Genomic DNA, 14,437 nt, shown 5'->3' with positions numbered 1-14,437 from the left:
TCCCACCACCAGGGCTGAAGATAGGCTGCCGGCATGAATCTCATGATCCCGGTGCGTCCGGACGGCTCCGTCGAACCGCGATTCGGCAAGGCACCGATGGTCGGAGTCGCCCAGGTCGACGCCGACGGCACCATCCACCAGTGGACCTCCTACCGGGTCGACTGGGACCGTCTCCACGACACCGGCAGCGAGGGATCCCACCACGCCCGGATCGTCACCTTCCTGCGCGAGCACGAGATCGACGCGGTGGTGACCACCCATGTCGGCCCCGGCATGCAGCGCACTCTGGCCTCGATGGGTCTGCCCATCCTGGCGGCCACAGCCCCGACGCGCGCGGCTCGGTGAGCGCCGCGGCGGCAGGACTGGGGGATCACTGATGAGGATAGCCGTGATCGGGGCCGGCGCCATCGGAGGGTTCTTCGGCGCCCGGCTGGCCGCGGCCGGCCAGGACGTCGTCTTCCTCGCCCGGGGTGCCACCCTGTCCACCCTGAGGTCCCGCGGGCTGGTGCTGAGCGGCGCCCACGAGCTGACCCTTCCGGTCACCGCCGGCGACGACCCCGCCGAGATCGGCCCGGTCGACGTCGTACTGGTGTGCACCAAGACCTTCCAGGTGGCCGATGCCGCGACCGCCTACCTTCCCGGGCTGATGGGTCCCCAGACTCTCGTCGTGAGCACCCAGAACGGGCTCCAGGCACCCTATGTCCTCGCCGACGCGGTGGGGCGCGACCATGTCGCCCCCGGCATCTGCCGGATCTGGAGCCAACTCCTGTCCCCCGGCGTCATCCATGTCTCCGAGGGACCCCAGAGCCTGGTCGTCGGAACCTGGGAGGGCAACGCCAGTCCCGTTCTGAGCGCCTTCCGACAGGCCCTGCGCGACGCCGGGGTGCACACCGTCGACTGCCACAACATCTGGACCGAGCTGTGGACCAAGGTGGTCCACGTCGTCCCCCAGGGCGCCGTCGGAGCCCTTCTCGACCTCCCCCTCGGCCAGCTCCTGGACCACCACCGGTCCCTGCTGGGCCGCTGCATGACGGAGATCGCCACCGTCGGCCGCGCCCAGGGAGCCGAGTTGCCCGAGGACATCGTCGAGCAGACCCTGACCTTCCTGGCCGACCAGGACCCGACCTCCACCACCTCCTTCCAGCGCGACATCACCGCCGGCAGGCCCAGCGAGCTGGACGCCCAGATCGGCGCCATCCCCGGGCTGGGGGACGAGGTGGGGGTCGACACCCCGGTCTGCGACGTCATCGCCGAGACCCTCGGGGTGCACGCCGCCCGCCGGCGCTAGCTGTACTTCCCCGGGCCGGGGACCGGCCGCCCGGGTGCCCACTTGTCGGATCCCCACAACGCTTGTTGTGGGGATTTCGTGGCACGGGGCATCGCGCCCGGGCCGCGGATGGGGAAGAGTTGAACCGTGCTAGCTATCGTTGCCCCCGGACAGGGCGCCCAGAAACCAGGACTGCTGTCGGCCTGGCTCCAGGACCCCTCCTTCGCGGCCCATCTCGCATGGCTGTCCGCCGTCGCCGACATCGACCTGTCGGCCCACGGCACCGTCTCCGACGAGGCCACCATCAAGGACACCGCGGTGGCCCAGCCGCTGCTGGTGGCCGCATCCCTGGCCACCGGCTGGGCGGTCGCCGAGGACCTGTTCTCCCGCGCCGACCTGCTGGCCGGCCACTCGGTCGGCGAGATCGCGGCCGGCGCCGGAGCCGGAGCCTTCTCCCCGGAGGCCGCGATGGTCCTGGTCCGCGAGCGCGGCCGTGCGATGGCCGAGGCCGCGGCCCAGTCCCAGACCTCGATGACCGCGGTCATCGGCGGCAACCCCGAGGAGGTCGTCGCCGCCATCGAGGAGGCCGGCCTCACTCCCGCCAACTACAACGGCAAGGGCCAGATCGTGGCCGGCGGCACCCTCGCCCAGCTCGCCGCCCTCGCCGAGAACCCGCCGGCCCGCACCCGGCTGTTCCCGCTGACGGTGGCCGGCGCCTTCCACACCGTGCACATGGAGCCCGCCGTCAGGCACCTGGCCGAGGTCGCCGCGGCGATGCCCACCGGCACCCCGACCACCGCCCTGCTCTCCGACCTGGACGGCGAAGTCGTCACCGATGGCCGCGACTTCGCCGACCGGCTGGTCCGCCAGGTCGCCCACCCGGTGCGCTGGGACCTGTGCATGGACACGATGGCCGAGCACGGCGTCACTGGTCTGATGGAGCTGGCCCCGGCCGGCACCCTCACCGGGATCGCCAAACGCAATCTCAAGGGGGTTGACCTGTTCAACCTCAACACCCCCGATCAGCTCGAGGATGCCCGCGCATTCGTCGAGAAGCACTCCAGCAAGACCGCGGAGGTCTGATGTCGCAGTCCACCCGTCCCGAACTCTCCCTCGTCGAGGGGGCGCACAGCTCGCGCATCCTGGCCACCGGCCATGTGCGCGGATCCCGTGTCGTCACCAATGAGGAGATGTGCACGATGATCGACTCCACCCCGGAGTGGATCGAGCAGCGCACCGGTATCAAGGAGCGGCGCTGGGCGACCGCCGAGCAGACCCCGCGCAGCATGGCTGTGGAGGCCGCGCGCAAGGCGCTGGCCAAGATCGGCATGGATCCGGCCGAGATCGGTGCGGTGGTCTGCGCCACCGTCTCCCATCACCGTCCCTCCCCCTCGCTGGCCACCTATGTGGCCCACGACCTCGGGGCGAACTCCGCGGTCGCCTTCGACCTCAACGCCGCCTGCGCCGGGTTCTGCTACTCGATGTCGGTGGCCGACTCGATGATCCGCTCGGGCAGCGTGCCCAATGTGCTGGTGATCGGCGTCGAGAAGCTCTCGGAGATGACCAACATCGCCGACCGCGGCACCGCCTTCCTGTTCTCCGACGGAGCCGCGGCCGCCGTCGTCGGATCCTCGCAGACCGTGGGGGTCGGCCCGGCGGTCTGGGGCAGCGCCTCCGACCAGGTCGAGACCATCGAGATCGAGGACTGGACCGAGGTGGCCTCCCACCCCGAGGTCGGCCACCCGCTCATCGCGATGAACGGCCGCTCCGTCTTCAAGTGGGCGATGACCGCCGTGGTCCAGAAGGCCGGCGAGGCCATCGAGAAGGCCGGGCTCACCCCGGCCGACCTGGACGTCTTCATCCCCCACCAGGCCAATGACCGCATCACCGAGGCGATGCTGCGTCACCTCAAGCTGCCCGAGTCGGTGACCGTGTGTCACGACATCGCCGACATGGGCAACACCTCGGCCGCCTCCATCCCGATCGCCATCGACCGGATGCTGGAGCGCGGCGAGGCCCACAGCGGAGACATCGCCCTCATCATCGGATTCGGCGCCGGACTGGTCTTCGCGGGCCAGGTCGTCGTCCTTCCTTGACCCGAGGACCCGTTCCCCGCGGGCAGATTCCCCGCGGGCCGGTCCAGCCGGGGCGCCCCGTCCGGAGGCGTCCGGGTCACCACAGATTCCCACAAGACACGTTCCACCAAGAAAAGGAAAAACTATGGCTGACAACGCACAGGTCCTCTCCGACATCGCCGACATCGTCAACGACATCACCGGAGTCGACCAGGCCGAGGTGACCCCGGAGAAGTCCTTCACCGACGATCTGGACGTCGACTCCCTCTCGATGGTCGAGATCGTCTACGCCTGCGAGGAGAAGTTCGGCATCGAGATCCCCGACGACAAGTCCAAGGACCTCAAGACCGTCGGCGACGCCATCAACTTCGTGGTCGCGGCCAAGGCCTGAGGACCTTCCACCCACCGGTCACACCCCATCTTCAGGAGAGATACATGAGCGACGTCGTCATCACCGGCTTTGGTGCCACCACACCCCTTGGGGGCGACGCCCCGAGCACCTGGGAGGGGCTGGTGGCCGGCCGCAACGGCGTCCACACCCTCACCCAGGACTGGGCTGCCGACCTGCCGGTGCGGTTCGCGGCGGAGGTCGTCGACGAGCCGACCAACCACATCCCCCACCCCAAGGCGCGGCGGATGGACCGCAGCTCCCAGTTGGCGATGGTGGCGGCCGAGGAGGCCTGGGCCGATGCCGGCCTGGACCTTCCCCACGACGCCGAGGGCAACGTCGTGGACAACGGCATCGACCCGGAGCGGCTGGTGGTGTGCTGCGCCACCGGAATCGGCGGTCTGCACTCCCTGCTCGGGCAGTGGGACGTCCAGAAGGACCGCGGCTTCCGCCGGGTGAGCCCGTTCACCATCCCGATGCTGATGGCCAACGCCCCGGCGGCCAACATCGGGCTGCTGGTCAACGCCAAGGCCGGTGTGCACACCCCGGTCTCGGCCTGCGCCTCCTCCTCGGAGGCCATCTCGCTGGGTCTGGACCAGATTCACCTGGGCCGGGCGGACATCGCCGTGGTGGGCGGCACCGAGGCGGTCATCCACCCGCTGCCGCTGGCGGCCTTCTCGCAGATGCAGGCGCTGTCCAAGCGCAATGACGATCCCGAGCACGCGTCTCGTCCCTGGGACACCGACCGTGACGGCTTCGTGCTGGGCGAGGGTGCTGCCGTGATGGTCATCGAGACCATCGAGCACGCCAGGGCCCGGGGGGCCAGGATCTACGGCACCCTCGCCGGGGCCGGCATCTCGGCCGACTCCCACGACCTCGTCCAGCCCGACCCGACCGGGGCCGGCCAGGCCTCGGCCATGCACAAGGCACTGGTGGCCGCCGACCTGTCGCCGGCCGACATCAACCACGTCAACGCCCACGCCACCTCGACCCCCCAGGGGGACATCGCCGAGGCCCACTCGATCCGCAGCACCCTGGGATCAGCCGCCGACCAGGTGCTGGTCGACGGCACCAAGTCGATGACCGGCCATCTGCTGGGCGGGGCCGGGGCGTTGGAGTCCCTCGCGGTGGTGATGGCCCTGCTGACCCGGCAGGTGCCCGGCACCATCAACATCGAGAATCTGGAGGAGGACCTCCCGATCAACGTGGTGCGCGAGACCACCGCCCTGCCACAGGGGGACTTGGCGGGGCTCAACAACTCCTTCGGGTTCGGGGGCCACAACGTGACGCTGGCGTTCACCAACGCCAACGCGACCCGCTGACCCGCCGGGACAGTTCAGCGTCTCAACGGCCCGGGCCCCATCCGATCGGATGGGGCCCGGGCCGTTGAGACGCTGCTGGACGGTTGAGCTGGTGAGCTGGTGGGCCGGGCCTCAGCCGACCTGGCTGGACAGCCAGCTGACATCCAGCTCGGGGTCGCGGGCCCGGTAGGGCTCCAGTTCGACGTCCCAGGGCTCCCCCAGCAGATCGGACAGCTCCGCCTGCAGGTCGGTCCCCTCGCGTCGCGCCTCGGCCATCGCCAGCCGCAGTCGGTTCTCGGAGACCATCACGTCGCCGATCGCACTGGTGTCGGCCGAGAAGACCCCCAGGCTCGGGGTGACGCTCCAGCGGTGTCCCAGCCCCTCGCCATGGCCCTGGGCGGGAGGGTCGACGGTGAGTTCGAGACGGAGCCTTCCCCAGGTGGACAGGGTCGACACCAGGCCGGCGGCCTGGGCCCTGTCGCCATGCCACTCTGCGGCCAGGCACCAGCTGCCCGGCTCCACCGGCTGACGCTGCCAGCCAACTCCCGAGGGCAGGCTGACAGCGGCGGCGACTGCCCACTCGATGTGGCTGCGCAGCGCCGTCGGTGCCGAGTGGATGAAGAGCATCCCCCTTGCATCATGTGCGGAATCGTTCACGGCCGTCCTCCCCTTTGGTCCACGTGCCTTCCCCAGCAAATGGCGTCCGGAGGGACGAACAGGGACAAGTGTGCCCCGTCAGCGGCGCGGCCTTCAACCTCTGTCGGCGAGTCGCGGCTGACGAATCGATGAACGTTGTGATCCGAGCTCGGGACGGCGACGTATCGCTACCGGGACGGTGTCGGACCGGTGCGGCCCCTCAGGAGTAGTACCGGGCGCCGAAGATCGCGGTGCCCACCCGCACCACGGTGGCTCCGTGGGCGATGGCCTGCTCGAAGTCCCCCGACATCCCCATCGACAACTCGTCCCAGGAACTCGTCGCCGGCGCCTCCTGGCGCAACCTCTGCTGGAGGTCCTGCATGGTCTGGAAACAGGCGGCCACCCTGGCCCGGTCGGGAGAGTTGACCGCCACCGTCATGAGCCCCTTGACCCTCAGGGTGTCCATGCCGGCCAGTTCACGGGCCAGGGCCGGGGCCTCGGAGGGGGCCACCCCGGACTTCTGCGGCTCACCCGAGGAGTTGACCTCGATGAGGACGTCGATCTGGCGACCCTCGCGGTCCAGGCGCCGGGCCAGGTCGCGGGCCAGCTTGACCGAGTCGAGGCTGGAGACCTCGGTGGCGAACCGGGCGACGTCGCGGGCCTTGTTGGTCTGCAGGTGCCCGATGATGACCCACTCGATCTCGGGGTGCCCCTCGTGGAGCTCCTGCCACTTGCCCATCGCTTCCTGCACCCGGTTCTCCCCGAATCGGGTGTACCCGGCGGCGACGGCGTCCAGCACGGCCGACGCCGGATGGGTCTTGCTGACCGGCAGCAGGCTCACCTGCGAGGGGACGCGTCCCGCGGCCAGGCAGGCGGCGTCGATCCGGTGTCGAACGGAGTCCAGGTTGTCAGCGACGGAGGTCATGCCCCCGACTCAACCACACCGGCGCACCGACGCGCATCAGGGCCATCTGGCGGCCAGCGAGACGACCCCCAGGCCGGCCAGCACGGCCAGCAGCAGGCCGTAGCCCACGTACCGGTCGGTGACCTCGGCGTAGACCTTCTCCTGGCCGACCGCCTTGGCGATCGACTTGTACACATCGGTGAGCTGGCCCAGCGACTCCGCGGAGAACTTCTCCCCACCGGAGGCCTTGGCGATGGCCGCCAGCTCGTGGTGGTTGACCGGGACCGGCTGACGGCGTCCCTCCTCGTAGACGTAGCCGCTGGCGGTGCCGTAGGCGATCGTGTACACCGGGACGTTCTCCCGCCGGGCCTGCTGGGCGGCCGGCAGGGAGGGCCTGCCGACATTGGTGGCACCGTCGGACAGCAGCACCACCGCCGCCGGCGGCTTGCTGCCGGGGTGGGAAGGGTCGTCGGGGGCCAGTTTCAGGGCGTCGAGGGAGGAGTAGATGCCCTCCCCGATGGCGGTGGAGGGCAGCACCTGCAGGTTGTCGATGGCGGTCGAGACGGTGCCCCGGTCGGTGGTGGGAGGCACCACCAGCTGGGCACTGGCGGCGAACTTCACCAGGGCGACGTTGAACCTCTCGGGCAGTTCGGTGAGGAAGGACTTCGCGGCCGACTTGGCGGCCGACAGCCGGGAGGGCTGGACGTCGGTGGCGATCATCGACCGCGACACGTCCATCGTGATGACGACGGTGGCCCGGTCGCGGGGCTCCTCCCGGAAGGCCTGCGGCTGGGCGAAGGCCAGCACCAGGGAGGCCATCGAGGCGACCGAGCAGAGCACCGCCAGATGGCGCTTCCAGGCCTTGTCACGGGGCAGGATGCGACGCAGATCGATCCTGCTGGGTCGCCGGACCGGGGTTCTGCGGGCACTCAGCCCGACATACCCGAGCACCACCACCAGCGGGACCAGGAGCCACCACAGGCGTCCGGGGCGCTGGAACTGCACGATGAGCCCCGGATCGGTGACCAGGGTGGCCAGCGGCCCGCAGATCACGGGAGGGATGAGCATCATCACGGCCACCTCGTCGCCATCGAGACCACACCCAGGCCGGCCACGATCGCGAATCCCAGGGCGTAGAAGGCCCACCGGGCGGTGACCTCCTTGCGCACCTCCTGGTAGCCGACCGAGCTGTGGACGTCCTGGTAGACGCTCTTGAGGTCGCCGGCGGACTCCGCGGTCCACGACCGCGCCCTGGTCCGATCGGCGATCTGGGCCAGCAGGGTGGTGTCGGGTGCCACCCGTTCCCGGGCGCCGTCGACGTCGACGTATCCGGTCTGGGTGCCGAAGGCGATCGTGTAGACGGGCACCTTGGCGCTGGCGGCGGCGTTGGCGGCGGTCATCGGGTCCGAGCCGTCGGTGTTGCCGCCGTCGGACAGCAGCACGACGGCGGCCGGCACGGGCTCCTTGCTGGCTCCCCCGGGGGCCTCCTTGATGGCCTGCAGGCTGATCGTGATGGCGTCCCCGATGGCCGTCCCGTTCTCGGTCCCGATGGCGTTGAGGGCGCGCTCGGTGGTGGCCCGGTCGGTGGAGGGAGGCATCACGACGCGTGGATGGCCCGAGACGGTGACGACCGCCACGTTGAACCCGGCGGGCAGGGTGCTGATGAAGTTCCGGGCCTGGGCCTTGGCGGCGTCCAGCCTGGTGGGATCGACATCGGTGGCGGTCATCGACAGCGAGTTGTCGATACCCACGACGATGGTGGCTCGTTCCCGGGGGATCTTCTCGATGCCCATCGGGCGGGCCCAGGCATAGGTCACCGCGGCCAGCGAGCACAGCGCCATGGCCACCGCCACATGGCGCTTCCACTGGGACTGGGGGCGCAGCACGGCGCCCAGCACCCCGGTGTTGGGGAATCTCATCCCGGTGCGGTTGCGCCGGCGCAGGGCCAGCAGGTAGAGGGCGACCAGCAGCGGGACGGCGACCAGGGCCCAGAGTCGGGCGGGCTGCTGGACCTGGGGCAGACCCAGCACCAGGCAGATCATCGACGATGTCATCGGGCCACCCCCTGCGGGGGCTGGTGGAGCATCGAGGCCACCCGGCGGTAGCCCAGCACGAAGCGGGCGATGTCGGCGACCCAGTCGGAGTCGGTGCGCAGCTGGATGTGGCCGGCGCCGGCGCGCCGGATGGCGGTGGCGACGCGCGCCCGCTGGGCCGCGGTGGCGGCGTCCATCCGCTGCTTGGCGGCCGGGTCGGCGGTGTTGACGTAGCGCGCGAAGTTCGTCTCGGGGTCGCGCACCAGGATCTCCCCGACATCGGGGAAGTCGGTCTCGGCGGCGTCGATCACCTCGATGCACAGCACCTGGTTGCGCACCGACAGCCGGCGCAGCGACCGCTCCCAGTCGGGCGGCACCGCGGCGTCCAGTTCGTGGTCGCCGGGGGTGAGGAAGTCCGAGACGACGACTCTCATGCCGCGGCGGCGCTCGGTGCGGTTGAGCTGCTCGATCCCCTTGGCCAGGGTCATCTCGCCGGGCGCGTTGTCGGCGACGATGGGTTCGGTGAGCATGCTGCGCAGCAGACCGTAGAGGGCCATCCGACCACTGCGCGCGGGCAGCCTGCGAATCCCGTCCTGGCGCATCACCAGGCCCCCGAAGCGGTCCCCCATCCGTTGCGAGAGGAACCCGATGGTGGCGATCCCGGCGATCCCGAGATCGCGCTTGGTGACCCCCTGGGTGCCCCAGTTCATCGACGGTGTGACGTCGAGCAGGGCCCAGACCTCCAACTCGCGGTCGGCGATGGTGTCGCGGACATGGGGCTCGGTGGTGCGGGCGGTGACCGCCCAGTCCATCCGTCGCACGTCGTCCTGCCCCGGCTGGTAGGGCCGGGCGTCATTGGTGTCGGAGCCGGCCCCGGGCAGCAGTCCGATGTGATCGCCGTGCAGGAATCCCTCCAGGCGGCGCACCACGGTGAGCTCCAGCCGCCGCAATGCCGCCTCGGGTGCCAGCTGGCTCAGCGGCAGAGTGGCACCGGTGGGCGGTCTCAGGACGGTCTGGGCCACCCCGAGGTCCTGGCGGGCCGGATCCGGGGCAGGCGGCAACCACGACGGCTGCGGAGGGCCGAAGGTGGGACGCGATGACATGGGCGTCCTCAGTTGCGGTACTCGGGCTGGTGGCGGTGCGACTGATGGGCCTCGGAGCGCTGCTGGGCGTTCCACACCGGGGTGGGCGGCGGGACCATCGCGAGGATCCGCTCGATCACCTGGGGGGTCTCGACGTTGTCGGCGATGGCGTCGAATCCGAGCACCAGCCGGTGCGACATGACGTCCTTGGCGACTGCCTGGACGTCGGTCGGCAGGACGTAGTCGCGGCCGTGGATGAGCGCCAGGGCTCGTGCGGCGGCGACCAGGCCGAGGCTGGCCCTCGGGGAGCAGCCGATCTGGATGACCGACTCCAGGTCGGGCATCCCGAACTCTGCGGGGGTCCGGGTAGCCAGCACCAGGCGCACGACGTACTCGGCGACCAGGTTGTGGACGAAGACGTTGGAGGCCATCGACTGCAGCTCGATGACCGTCTGCGGGGTGAGCACCCGGTTGGGCTCGGGGGTGCGCACGCTCATCCGCCGCAGGATCTCGAACTCCTCATTGCCCCGCGGGTAGGGGACGTCGATCTTGAGCAGGAATCGGTCCCGCTGGGCCTCGGGCAGCGGGTAGACGCCCTCGGACTCGACGGGGTTCTGGGTGGCGAAGACGCTGAACGGGGCCCTGGCGGGGAAGGTCTGTCCGGCGATGGAGACCTGCCTCTCGGCCATCAGCTCCAGCATCGCCGACTGCACCTTGGCGGGGGCGCGGTTGATCTCGTCTGCGAGCACGAAGTTGACGAAGACCGGTCCCAGTTCGATGTCGAAGCTCTCCTTGGAGGCCGAGTAGATCCGGGTCCCGACGATGTCGGAGGGCACCAGGTCGGGGGTGAACTGGATGCGGGCGAAGTCTCCGCCCAGCACGGTGGCGAAGGAGCGGACGGCCAGGGTCTTGGCGACGCCGGGGACTCCCTCCAGCAGGATGTGACCCTTCGCCAGCACGCCGACCATCATCTGCTCGACCATGTGCTCCTGGCCGACGATGACCTGCTGCACCTGGCCGATCGCCTCCCCGATGAGGGTGGCGGCCTGCTCATTGGTCATCGAGGCGTCGGCATTTCCGGTGCCGATGTTCTGGCCACCGGACAGCCTCATCTCGGGCTGGGCGGGAGGCTGTGCCGCATGCGCGGGAGCCGAGGCCGCATGGGCGGGGGCCGACGGTGCGGGAAAGGCCTGTCCGTTCTGCCCCTGCTGACCGTGCTGTCCCGGCTGACCCGGTTGGCCCTGGGGTGGCGGAGCCTGCGGGGGAAGACCCTGCGCGGGGGGCCAGGCCCCCTGCTGGCCCGGTGTCTGGTGCACACCCGGTTGCATGCCTGCTGTGCTCACTCGTTGCTCCTGCCTGGACCCGTGAGGCGGGCCGTTGTGCGGTGCTCGCCACGATACCGTGCATCACTGAGACGGGGCTGTGACGCCGCTGGGCGCCCCGATCCTCGCCGTTGGGCGGAGCCGCCGGTCAGCCCGTTGGGCGGCGCCGCCGTCCGGTGATTGCCACGATGTGGTGAGATGGGTGGCGATGTCCGAGTCTCAGCCGCCCACCGGCCCGTCCGCCACGGGGGGCAGTGCGCCGTCTCCCTCGCCGCTGCTGGCCTCCGATCCGCCGAGGATCGGCGACTTCTGGTTGGACGCCCGGGTGCTGGCGACCCCGGCCGGGGTGACCTTCATCGGCCATGACGACGCCGACACCCCGGTGCTGCTGATCCTGCTGTCGGAGGGTGCGGCCGCCGATGCCGCCGCCCGTGACCGGCTCAGCGGAGAGGTGAACCACCTGCATGCCGAGACGGTGGTCGCTCGTGGCGGTCAGGGCCAGGACCAGGGGCGGCTGGGCCATCTGTTCCGCAGCGAGGACGACGACCCGCGAGGTCCCGCGCAACTGCCGTTGGCCCCCTGGGTGGCACTCGTCAACGACGGGTCGCCCGCGGCCCCGGCCGAGGCGTTGCGGATCCTGCAGGCCGTCGACCTGTCGATGACCCGTGAGATCGGCAGTCCGTCGGGGCCCGGCTACCGGTTGTACTGGGCCGACCGGCACGACGCCGGCACCTCGCGGACCTGGCCGCTGCCCTGGCCGGGTCGCGGCGACCACGCCGGCTGGTCGAGCGTCGGCATCGCCTGGCTGCTGATCGTCATGATCGCGGCCCTGGGCCTGCTCATCGCGGTGCTGCTCTTCCAGAACGTCCCGCCGAGCCCTCCCCCACCGCCGGTGCCCACCTCGGCGTCCGGTTCCGGTGGTGGGTCCGGCTCACCCTCATCGGGTTCCCCCTCATCGGGATCCCCGTCCTCGGGTTCGGGCTCGCCCTCCTCCTCGGGATCCCAGCCGCAGTCCCCCTCCCCGTCGGACTCGGGCAGGCCGACCAATCCGACTCCCACCACCCCTCCGACCATGCAGTCGCCGGGGGCCAGCGGATCCAGCGGGACCGCCACTCCCACACCCACCACCAACACGAAGCTGTGACCATGCCGTCTGTCGATCTCATCGCCTCCGATCTGGACCACACCTTTCTGGGTGCCGACAAGCTGCCCTCGGCGCAGAACGTCGCCGCCGTGATGGACGCGGCGGAGGCCGGGGTGAGAATCGTCTTCGCCACCGGTCGGCCCTACCGATGGCTGGACGTGCTGGACCAGCTGGCTCCCGCCGATCCGACCATCCTCGCCTCCAACGGCGCGGTGAGTGTGGACGCCCGGACCGGGGAGGTGATCCACCAGTCGCGGATCGATCCCCAGATCTTGGCCGAGATCGTCTCCGCGGTGCGGCGGGTGGTGCCCGACGCGCTGTTCTGCGCCGAGGAGGCCCGGCACTGGGGGCTGGAGGACGGTTTCGAGAGATCGGTGGAGAAAGGGGCACCCGACCTGGTGGCGCCGGTCGAGGAGCTCATCGCCCCGGACCGACAGGTTGTGAAGTTTCTGGTCCGCGGATGGGGTGTTCCCAGTGAGGAGCTCTACGAGCGGGTGGCACCTGTGATCGGGGGACGGGCGACGACGACCTTCTCCTTCACCGGTCCCGACGGTCTGCTGGAGATCAGCGCGGCCGGCGTCTCCAAGGGGATGGCGCTGGCCCAGGTGTGCGCCGATCTGGGGATCGATCCGGCGAGGGCCGCGGCCTTCGGGGACATGCCCAATGACATCACGATGCTCGATCTGGTGGGCCACCCGTTCGCGGTGCGCAACGCCCATCCGAAGGTGCTGGAGCGGGGATACCCGGTGATCGGGGACCACGACGACAGCGCGGTGGGACGCACCATCGAGCAGTTGCTGGCCGAGAAGCGGGAGCCCTCAAGTTCCCGCTAGAGTGCTCTGCGCGACTTCCCTGGAGTCGTCGGGGCGTTAGCTCAGCCGGTCAGAGCAGGGGACTCATAATCCCTGGGTCGTGGGTTCGAGCCCCACACGCCCCACCCACAGGTCATTCCGAACTCAGCAGGATGGCGTCCACAGCCCGTCTCCCGGGCAGGCCTGGACTCCCCCTCGCACCTCGATGCTGATGAGGTACTGCCGCTATTCCCACCCACGGTCCAGCGCCCGGTCGAGCTCGTCAAGAGAGTCGATGTGGTGCACCCCGGCCCCCTCCAGGCTCTGATGACCGGAGGTGAGATGGATGAACCGCATGCCCAGGGAGTCGGCGATCTCCAGGTCGTGGTTGGTGTCGCCGACCATCACGATCCGCTCCGCAGGGGTTCCCGTCCGGTCCAGCCAGGAGGCGACGACGTCGCGCTTGGAGGCGTGGTAGGCATCCTCGGCCGACAGGACCTCGCTGAACACGGACGCCAGATGGTGGGGTTCCAGCTGCGCCATCAGGGTGGGGGCGGGGGTCGCCGAGGCAAGGATCTGCTGCATGCCACGCCCCGCCAGGCCTTTCAGGGCGTCGCGGGCCCCGGGCTGGAGTCCAGCCCGGGGTGCCGACTCACCGACGAGATCCAGGTAGCGGCTCGCCGCGTCGTGATATGCCGTCCCGCCGAGCCCGAGATCAGCGTAGAAGTCAGGAATCGGGAACCGGAACAGGTGGCGGTAGGCGTCCAGGTCGTCGATGACGGGACGACCGTTCTCGGTCAGGACCCGGTTCATCGCCTCGCGGCAGATCTCGACATCATCGAGCAGGGTCCCCGTTCCAGTCCCAGCACACCGCCTCGACGCGCACCTGTTCTCCGCCCCGCTGCCGTCAGCTCGACCCCGCCCCTGACCGGGGCGGGGATGGGATCACTCAGAAGTGGATGAACCCGTCGAAGCCGCTGCTTCCTCCGCTCTGCCAGTTCACATTGCTGCGGGTGTCGAAGCCGCTGGTGACCAGGTAGTTGTACTCCGAGACGTCGATCGTGCCGTTGGAGTGGACGGCGGTGACGTAGGCCACGTGTCCGGCCGAGCCGCTGGTCCGCCAGGCCACCGAGCCGACGGTCGGCGTGGAGTTCACCGTGATTCCCAGGCTGCGGGCGGCCGATCCCCAGTTCTCCGCATTGCCGAAGTGGACTCCCCGGTACATGTTCTGGAAGTTGCTGTGCCCGGTGTTGCTGCGCACCTGCCATGCGACGTAGGAGACGCACTGTCCCCAGTAGAACCCCCACGGGTCGACACCGCCGCTGCTGGGCACCGACGAGTAGCTGCGCGGAGTGGTCGAGGTCACGGTTCCCGACACCGAGCTGGCATTCGTGCGACTCGAAGACGCACTCACCTTCGGCTTCGACGTCGACAACAACGACGACTTCACCCACCCAGCCTTCCCCTGGAACGACACCGGGGTCCACCCACCCA

The 14,437-nt window shown here is 70.0% G+C and carries 16 protein-coding genes and 1 tRNA gene; 9 read left to right on the top strand and 8 right to left on the bottom strand.

The window, feature by feature from the left end:
• Positions 1 to 33: 33 nt before the first annotated feature.
• From H590_RS15390 to H590_RS0106675, 6 genes are all read left to right on the top strand, one after another.
• Positions 34 to 345 (top strand): NifB/NifX family molybdenum-iron cluster-binding protein, encoded by a 312-nt coding sequence (locus H590_RS15390; RefSeq protein ID WP_036981443.1) that lies wholly within the window; start codon positions 34 to 36, stop codon positions 343 to 345.
• 31 nt (positions 346 to 376) lie between these two features.
• Entirely contained in the window at positions 377 to 1,288 is a 912-nt protein-coding gene (locus tag H590_RS0106695; protein WP_028702948.1) for a 2-dehydropantoate 2-reductase, read from the top strand.
• Positions 1,289 to 1,462: 174 nt separating this feature from the next.
• On the top strand, positions 1,463 to 2,350 hold the full coding sequence (locus H590_RS0106690) for an ACP S-malonyltransferase (protein ID WP_036981489.1): 888 nt from the start codon (positions 1,463 to 1,465) through the stop codon (positions 2,348 to 2,350).
• On the top strand, positions 2,350 to 3,363 hold the full coding sequence (locus H590_RS0106685) for a beta-ketoacyl-ACP synthase III (RefSeq protein WP_028702946.1): 1,014 nt from the start codon (positions 2,350 to 2,352) through the stop codon (positions 3,361 to 3,363). Before H590_RS0106690 ends, H590_RS0106685 begins: the two co-directional genes overlap by 1 nt.
• A 124-nt stretch (positions 3,364 to 3,487) precedes the next feature.
• A complete protein-coding gene (locus H590_RS0106680) occupies positions 3,488 to 3,733 on the top strand; it encodes an acyl carrier protein (protein WP_028702945.1) in 246 nt (81 codons plus the stop codon).
• 44 nt (positions 3,734 to 3,777) lie between these two features.
• Positions 3,778 to 5,052: a beta-ketoacyl-[acyl-carrier-protein] synthase family protein gene (locus tag H590_RS0106675; RefSeq protein ID WP_028702944.1), complete on the top strand. Its 1,275-nt coding sequence runs from the start codon at positions 3,778 to 3,780 to the stop codon at positions 5,050 to 5,052.
• Positions 5,053 to 5,163: 111 nt separating this feature from the next.
• Here H590_RS0106675 and H590_RS0106670 read toward each other — a convergent pair whose 3' ends face one another.
• From H590_RS0106670 to H590_RS0106645, 6 genes are all read right to left on the bottom strand, one after another.
• Positions 5,164 to 5,658, bottom strand: a complete 495-nt coding sequence (locus H590_RS0106670; protein WP_028702943.1) for a DUF3145 family protein — start codon at positions 5,656 to 5,658, stop codon at positions 5,164 to 5,166.
• Between the two features lie 229 nt (positions 5,659 to 5,887).
• A complete protein-coding gene (locus H590_RS0106665; protein ID WP_028702942.1) occupies positions 5,888 to 6,592 on the bottom strand; it encodes a YggS family pyridoxal phosphate-dependent enzyme in 705 nt (234 codons plus the stop codon).
• A gap of 36 nt (positions 6,593 to 6,628) precedes the next feature.
• Positions 6,629 to 7,639 carry a VWA domain-containing protein gene (locus H590_RS0106660; protein ID WP_051238279.1) on the bottom strand — a complete coding sequence of 337 codons (1,011 nt, stop codon included), beginning with the start codon at positions 7,637 to 7,639 and terminating at the stop codon, positions 6,629 to 6,631.
• A 2-nt stretch (positions 7,640 to 7,641) separates the two neighbouring features.
• Positions 7,642 to 8,613: a VWA domain-containing protein gene (locus H590_RS0106655; RefSeq protein WP_028702940.1), complete on the bottom strand. Its 972-nt coding sequence runs from the start codon at positions 8,611 to 8,613 to the stop codon at positions 7,642 to 7,644.
• An 8-nt stretch (positions 8,614 to 8,621) separates the two neighbouring features.
• The gene (locus tag H590_RS0106650) at positions 8,622 to 9,626 is read right to left on the bottom strand and encodes a DUF58 domain-containing protein (RefSeq protein WP_028702939.1); all 1,005 of its coding nucleotides are present in this window, start codon (positions 9,624 to 9,626) and stop codon (positions 8,622 to 8,624) included.
• Between the two features lie 89 nt (positions 9,627 to 9,715).
• Complete coding sequence (locus tag H590_RS0106645) at positions 9,716 to 10,798, bottom strand: AAA family ATPase (RefSeq protein ID WP_028702938.1); 1,083 nt, start codon at positions 10,796 to 10,798, stop codon at positions 9,716 to 9,718.
• A 418-nt stretch (positions 10,799 to 11,216) separates the two neighbouring features.
• Between H590_RS0106645 and H590_RS0106635 the strand changes: the two genes are divergently transcribed.
• From H590_RS0106635 to H590_RS0106625, 3 genes are all read left to right on the top strand, one after another.
• Entirely contained in the window at positions 11,217 to 12,152 is a 936-nt protein-coding gene (locus tag H590_RS0106635) for a hypothetical protein (RefSeq protein WP_232020965.1), read from the top strand.
• A gap of 2 nt (positions 12,153 to 12,154) precedes the next feature.
• Positions 12,155 to 12,985 carry an HAD family hydrolase gene (locus H590_RS0106630; protein WP_028702936.1) on the top strand — a complete coding sequence of 277 codons (831 nt, stop codon included), beginning with the start codon at positions 12,155 to 12,157 and terminating at the stop codon, positions 12,983 to 12,985.
• Positions 12,986 to 13,015: 30 nt separating this feature from the next.
• Positions 13,016 to 13,089, top strand: a tRNA-Ile gene (locus tag H590_RS0106625).
• A gap of 100 nt (positions 13,090 to 13,189) precedes the next feature.
• Here H590_RS0106625 and H590_RS0106620 read toward each other — a convergent pair.
• Together H590_RS0106620 and H590_RS17280 are read right to left on the bottom strand one after the other, a co-directional pair.
• A complete protein-coding gene (locus H590_RS0106620) occupies positions 13,190 to 13,789 on the bottom strand; it encodes an HAD family hydrolase (RefSeq protein ID WP_269471512.1) in 600 nt (199 codons plus the stop codon).
• A gap of 103 nt (positions 13,790 to 13,892) precedes the next feature.
• A complete protein-coding gene (locus H590_RS17280) occupies positions 13,893 to 14,321 on the bottom strand; it encodes a CHAP domain-containing protein (RefSeq protein ID WP_211221180.1) in 429 nt (142 codons plus the stop codon).
• Positions 14,322 to 14,437 lie beyond the last annotated feature (116 nt).

Source organism: Acidipropionibacterium jensenii DSM 20535, assembly GCF_000425285.1.
Taxonomy (GTDB): Bacteria; Actinomycetota; Actinomycetes; order Propionibacteriales; family Propionibacteriaceae; genus Acidipropionibacterium; species Acidipropionibacterium jensenii.
The sequence above is the reverse complement of the archived record's forward strand: the minus strand, read 5'-3'. Positions and strand labels throughout refer to the sequence as shown.

Bases quoted from the DNA above. Each gene is read 5' to 3' on its own strand.
- H590_RS0106695 (WP_028702948.1), top strand. From the start codon at position 377: ATGAGGATAGCCGTGATCGGGGCCGGCGCCATCGGAGGGTTCTTCGGC.
- H590_RS15390 (WP_036981443.1), top strand. From the start codon at position 34: ATGAATCTCATGATCCCGGTGCGTCCGGACGGCTCCGTCGAACCGCGA.
- H590_RS0106675 (WP_028702944.1), top strand. From the start codon at position 3,778: ATGAGCGACGTCGTCATCACCGGCTTTGGTGCCACCACACCCCTTGGG.
- H590_RS0106635 (WP_232020965.1), top strand. From the start codon at position 11,217: ATGTCCGAGTCTCAGCCGCCCACCGGCCCGTCCGCCACGGGGGGCAGT.
- H590_RS0106655 (WP_028702940.1), bottom strand. From the start codon at position 8,613: ATGATCTGCCTGGTGCTGGGTCTGCCCCAGGTCCAGCAGCCCGCCCGA.
- H590_RS0106645 (WP_028702938.1), bottom strand. From the start codon at position 10,798: ATGAGGCTGTCCGGTGGCCAGAACATCGGCACCGGAAATGCCGACGCC.
- H590_RS0106685 (WP_028702946.1), top strand. From the start codon at position 2,350: ATGTCGCAGTCCACCCGTCCCGAACTCTCCCTCGTCGAGGGGGCGCAC.
- H590_RS0106680 (WP_028702945.1), top strand. From the start codon at position 3,488: ATGGCTGACAACGCACAGGTCCTCTCCGACATCGCCGACATCGTCAAC.
- H590_RS0106670 (WP_028702943.1), bottom strand. From the start codon at position 5,658: ATGCTCTTCATCCACTCGGCACCGACGGCGCTGCGCAGCCACATCGAG.
- H590_RS0106665 (WP_028702942.1), bottom strand. From the start codon at position 6,592: ATGACCTCCGTCGCTGACAACCTGGACTCCGTTCGACACCGGATCGAC.
- H590_RS0106660 (WP_051238279.1), bottom strand. From the start codon at position 7,639: ATGCTCATCCCTCCCGTGATCTGCGGGCCGCTGGCCACCCTGGTCACC.
- H590_RS0106630 (WP_028702936.1), top strand. From the start codon at position 12,155: ATGCCGTCTGTCGATCTCATCGCCTCCGATCTGGACCACACCTTTCTG.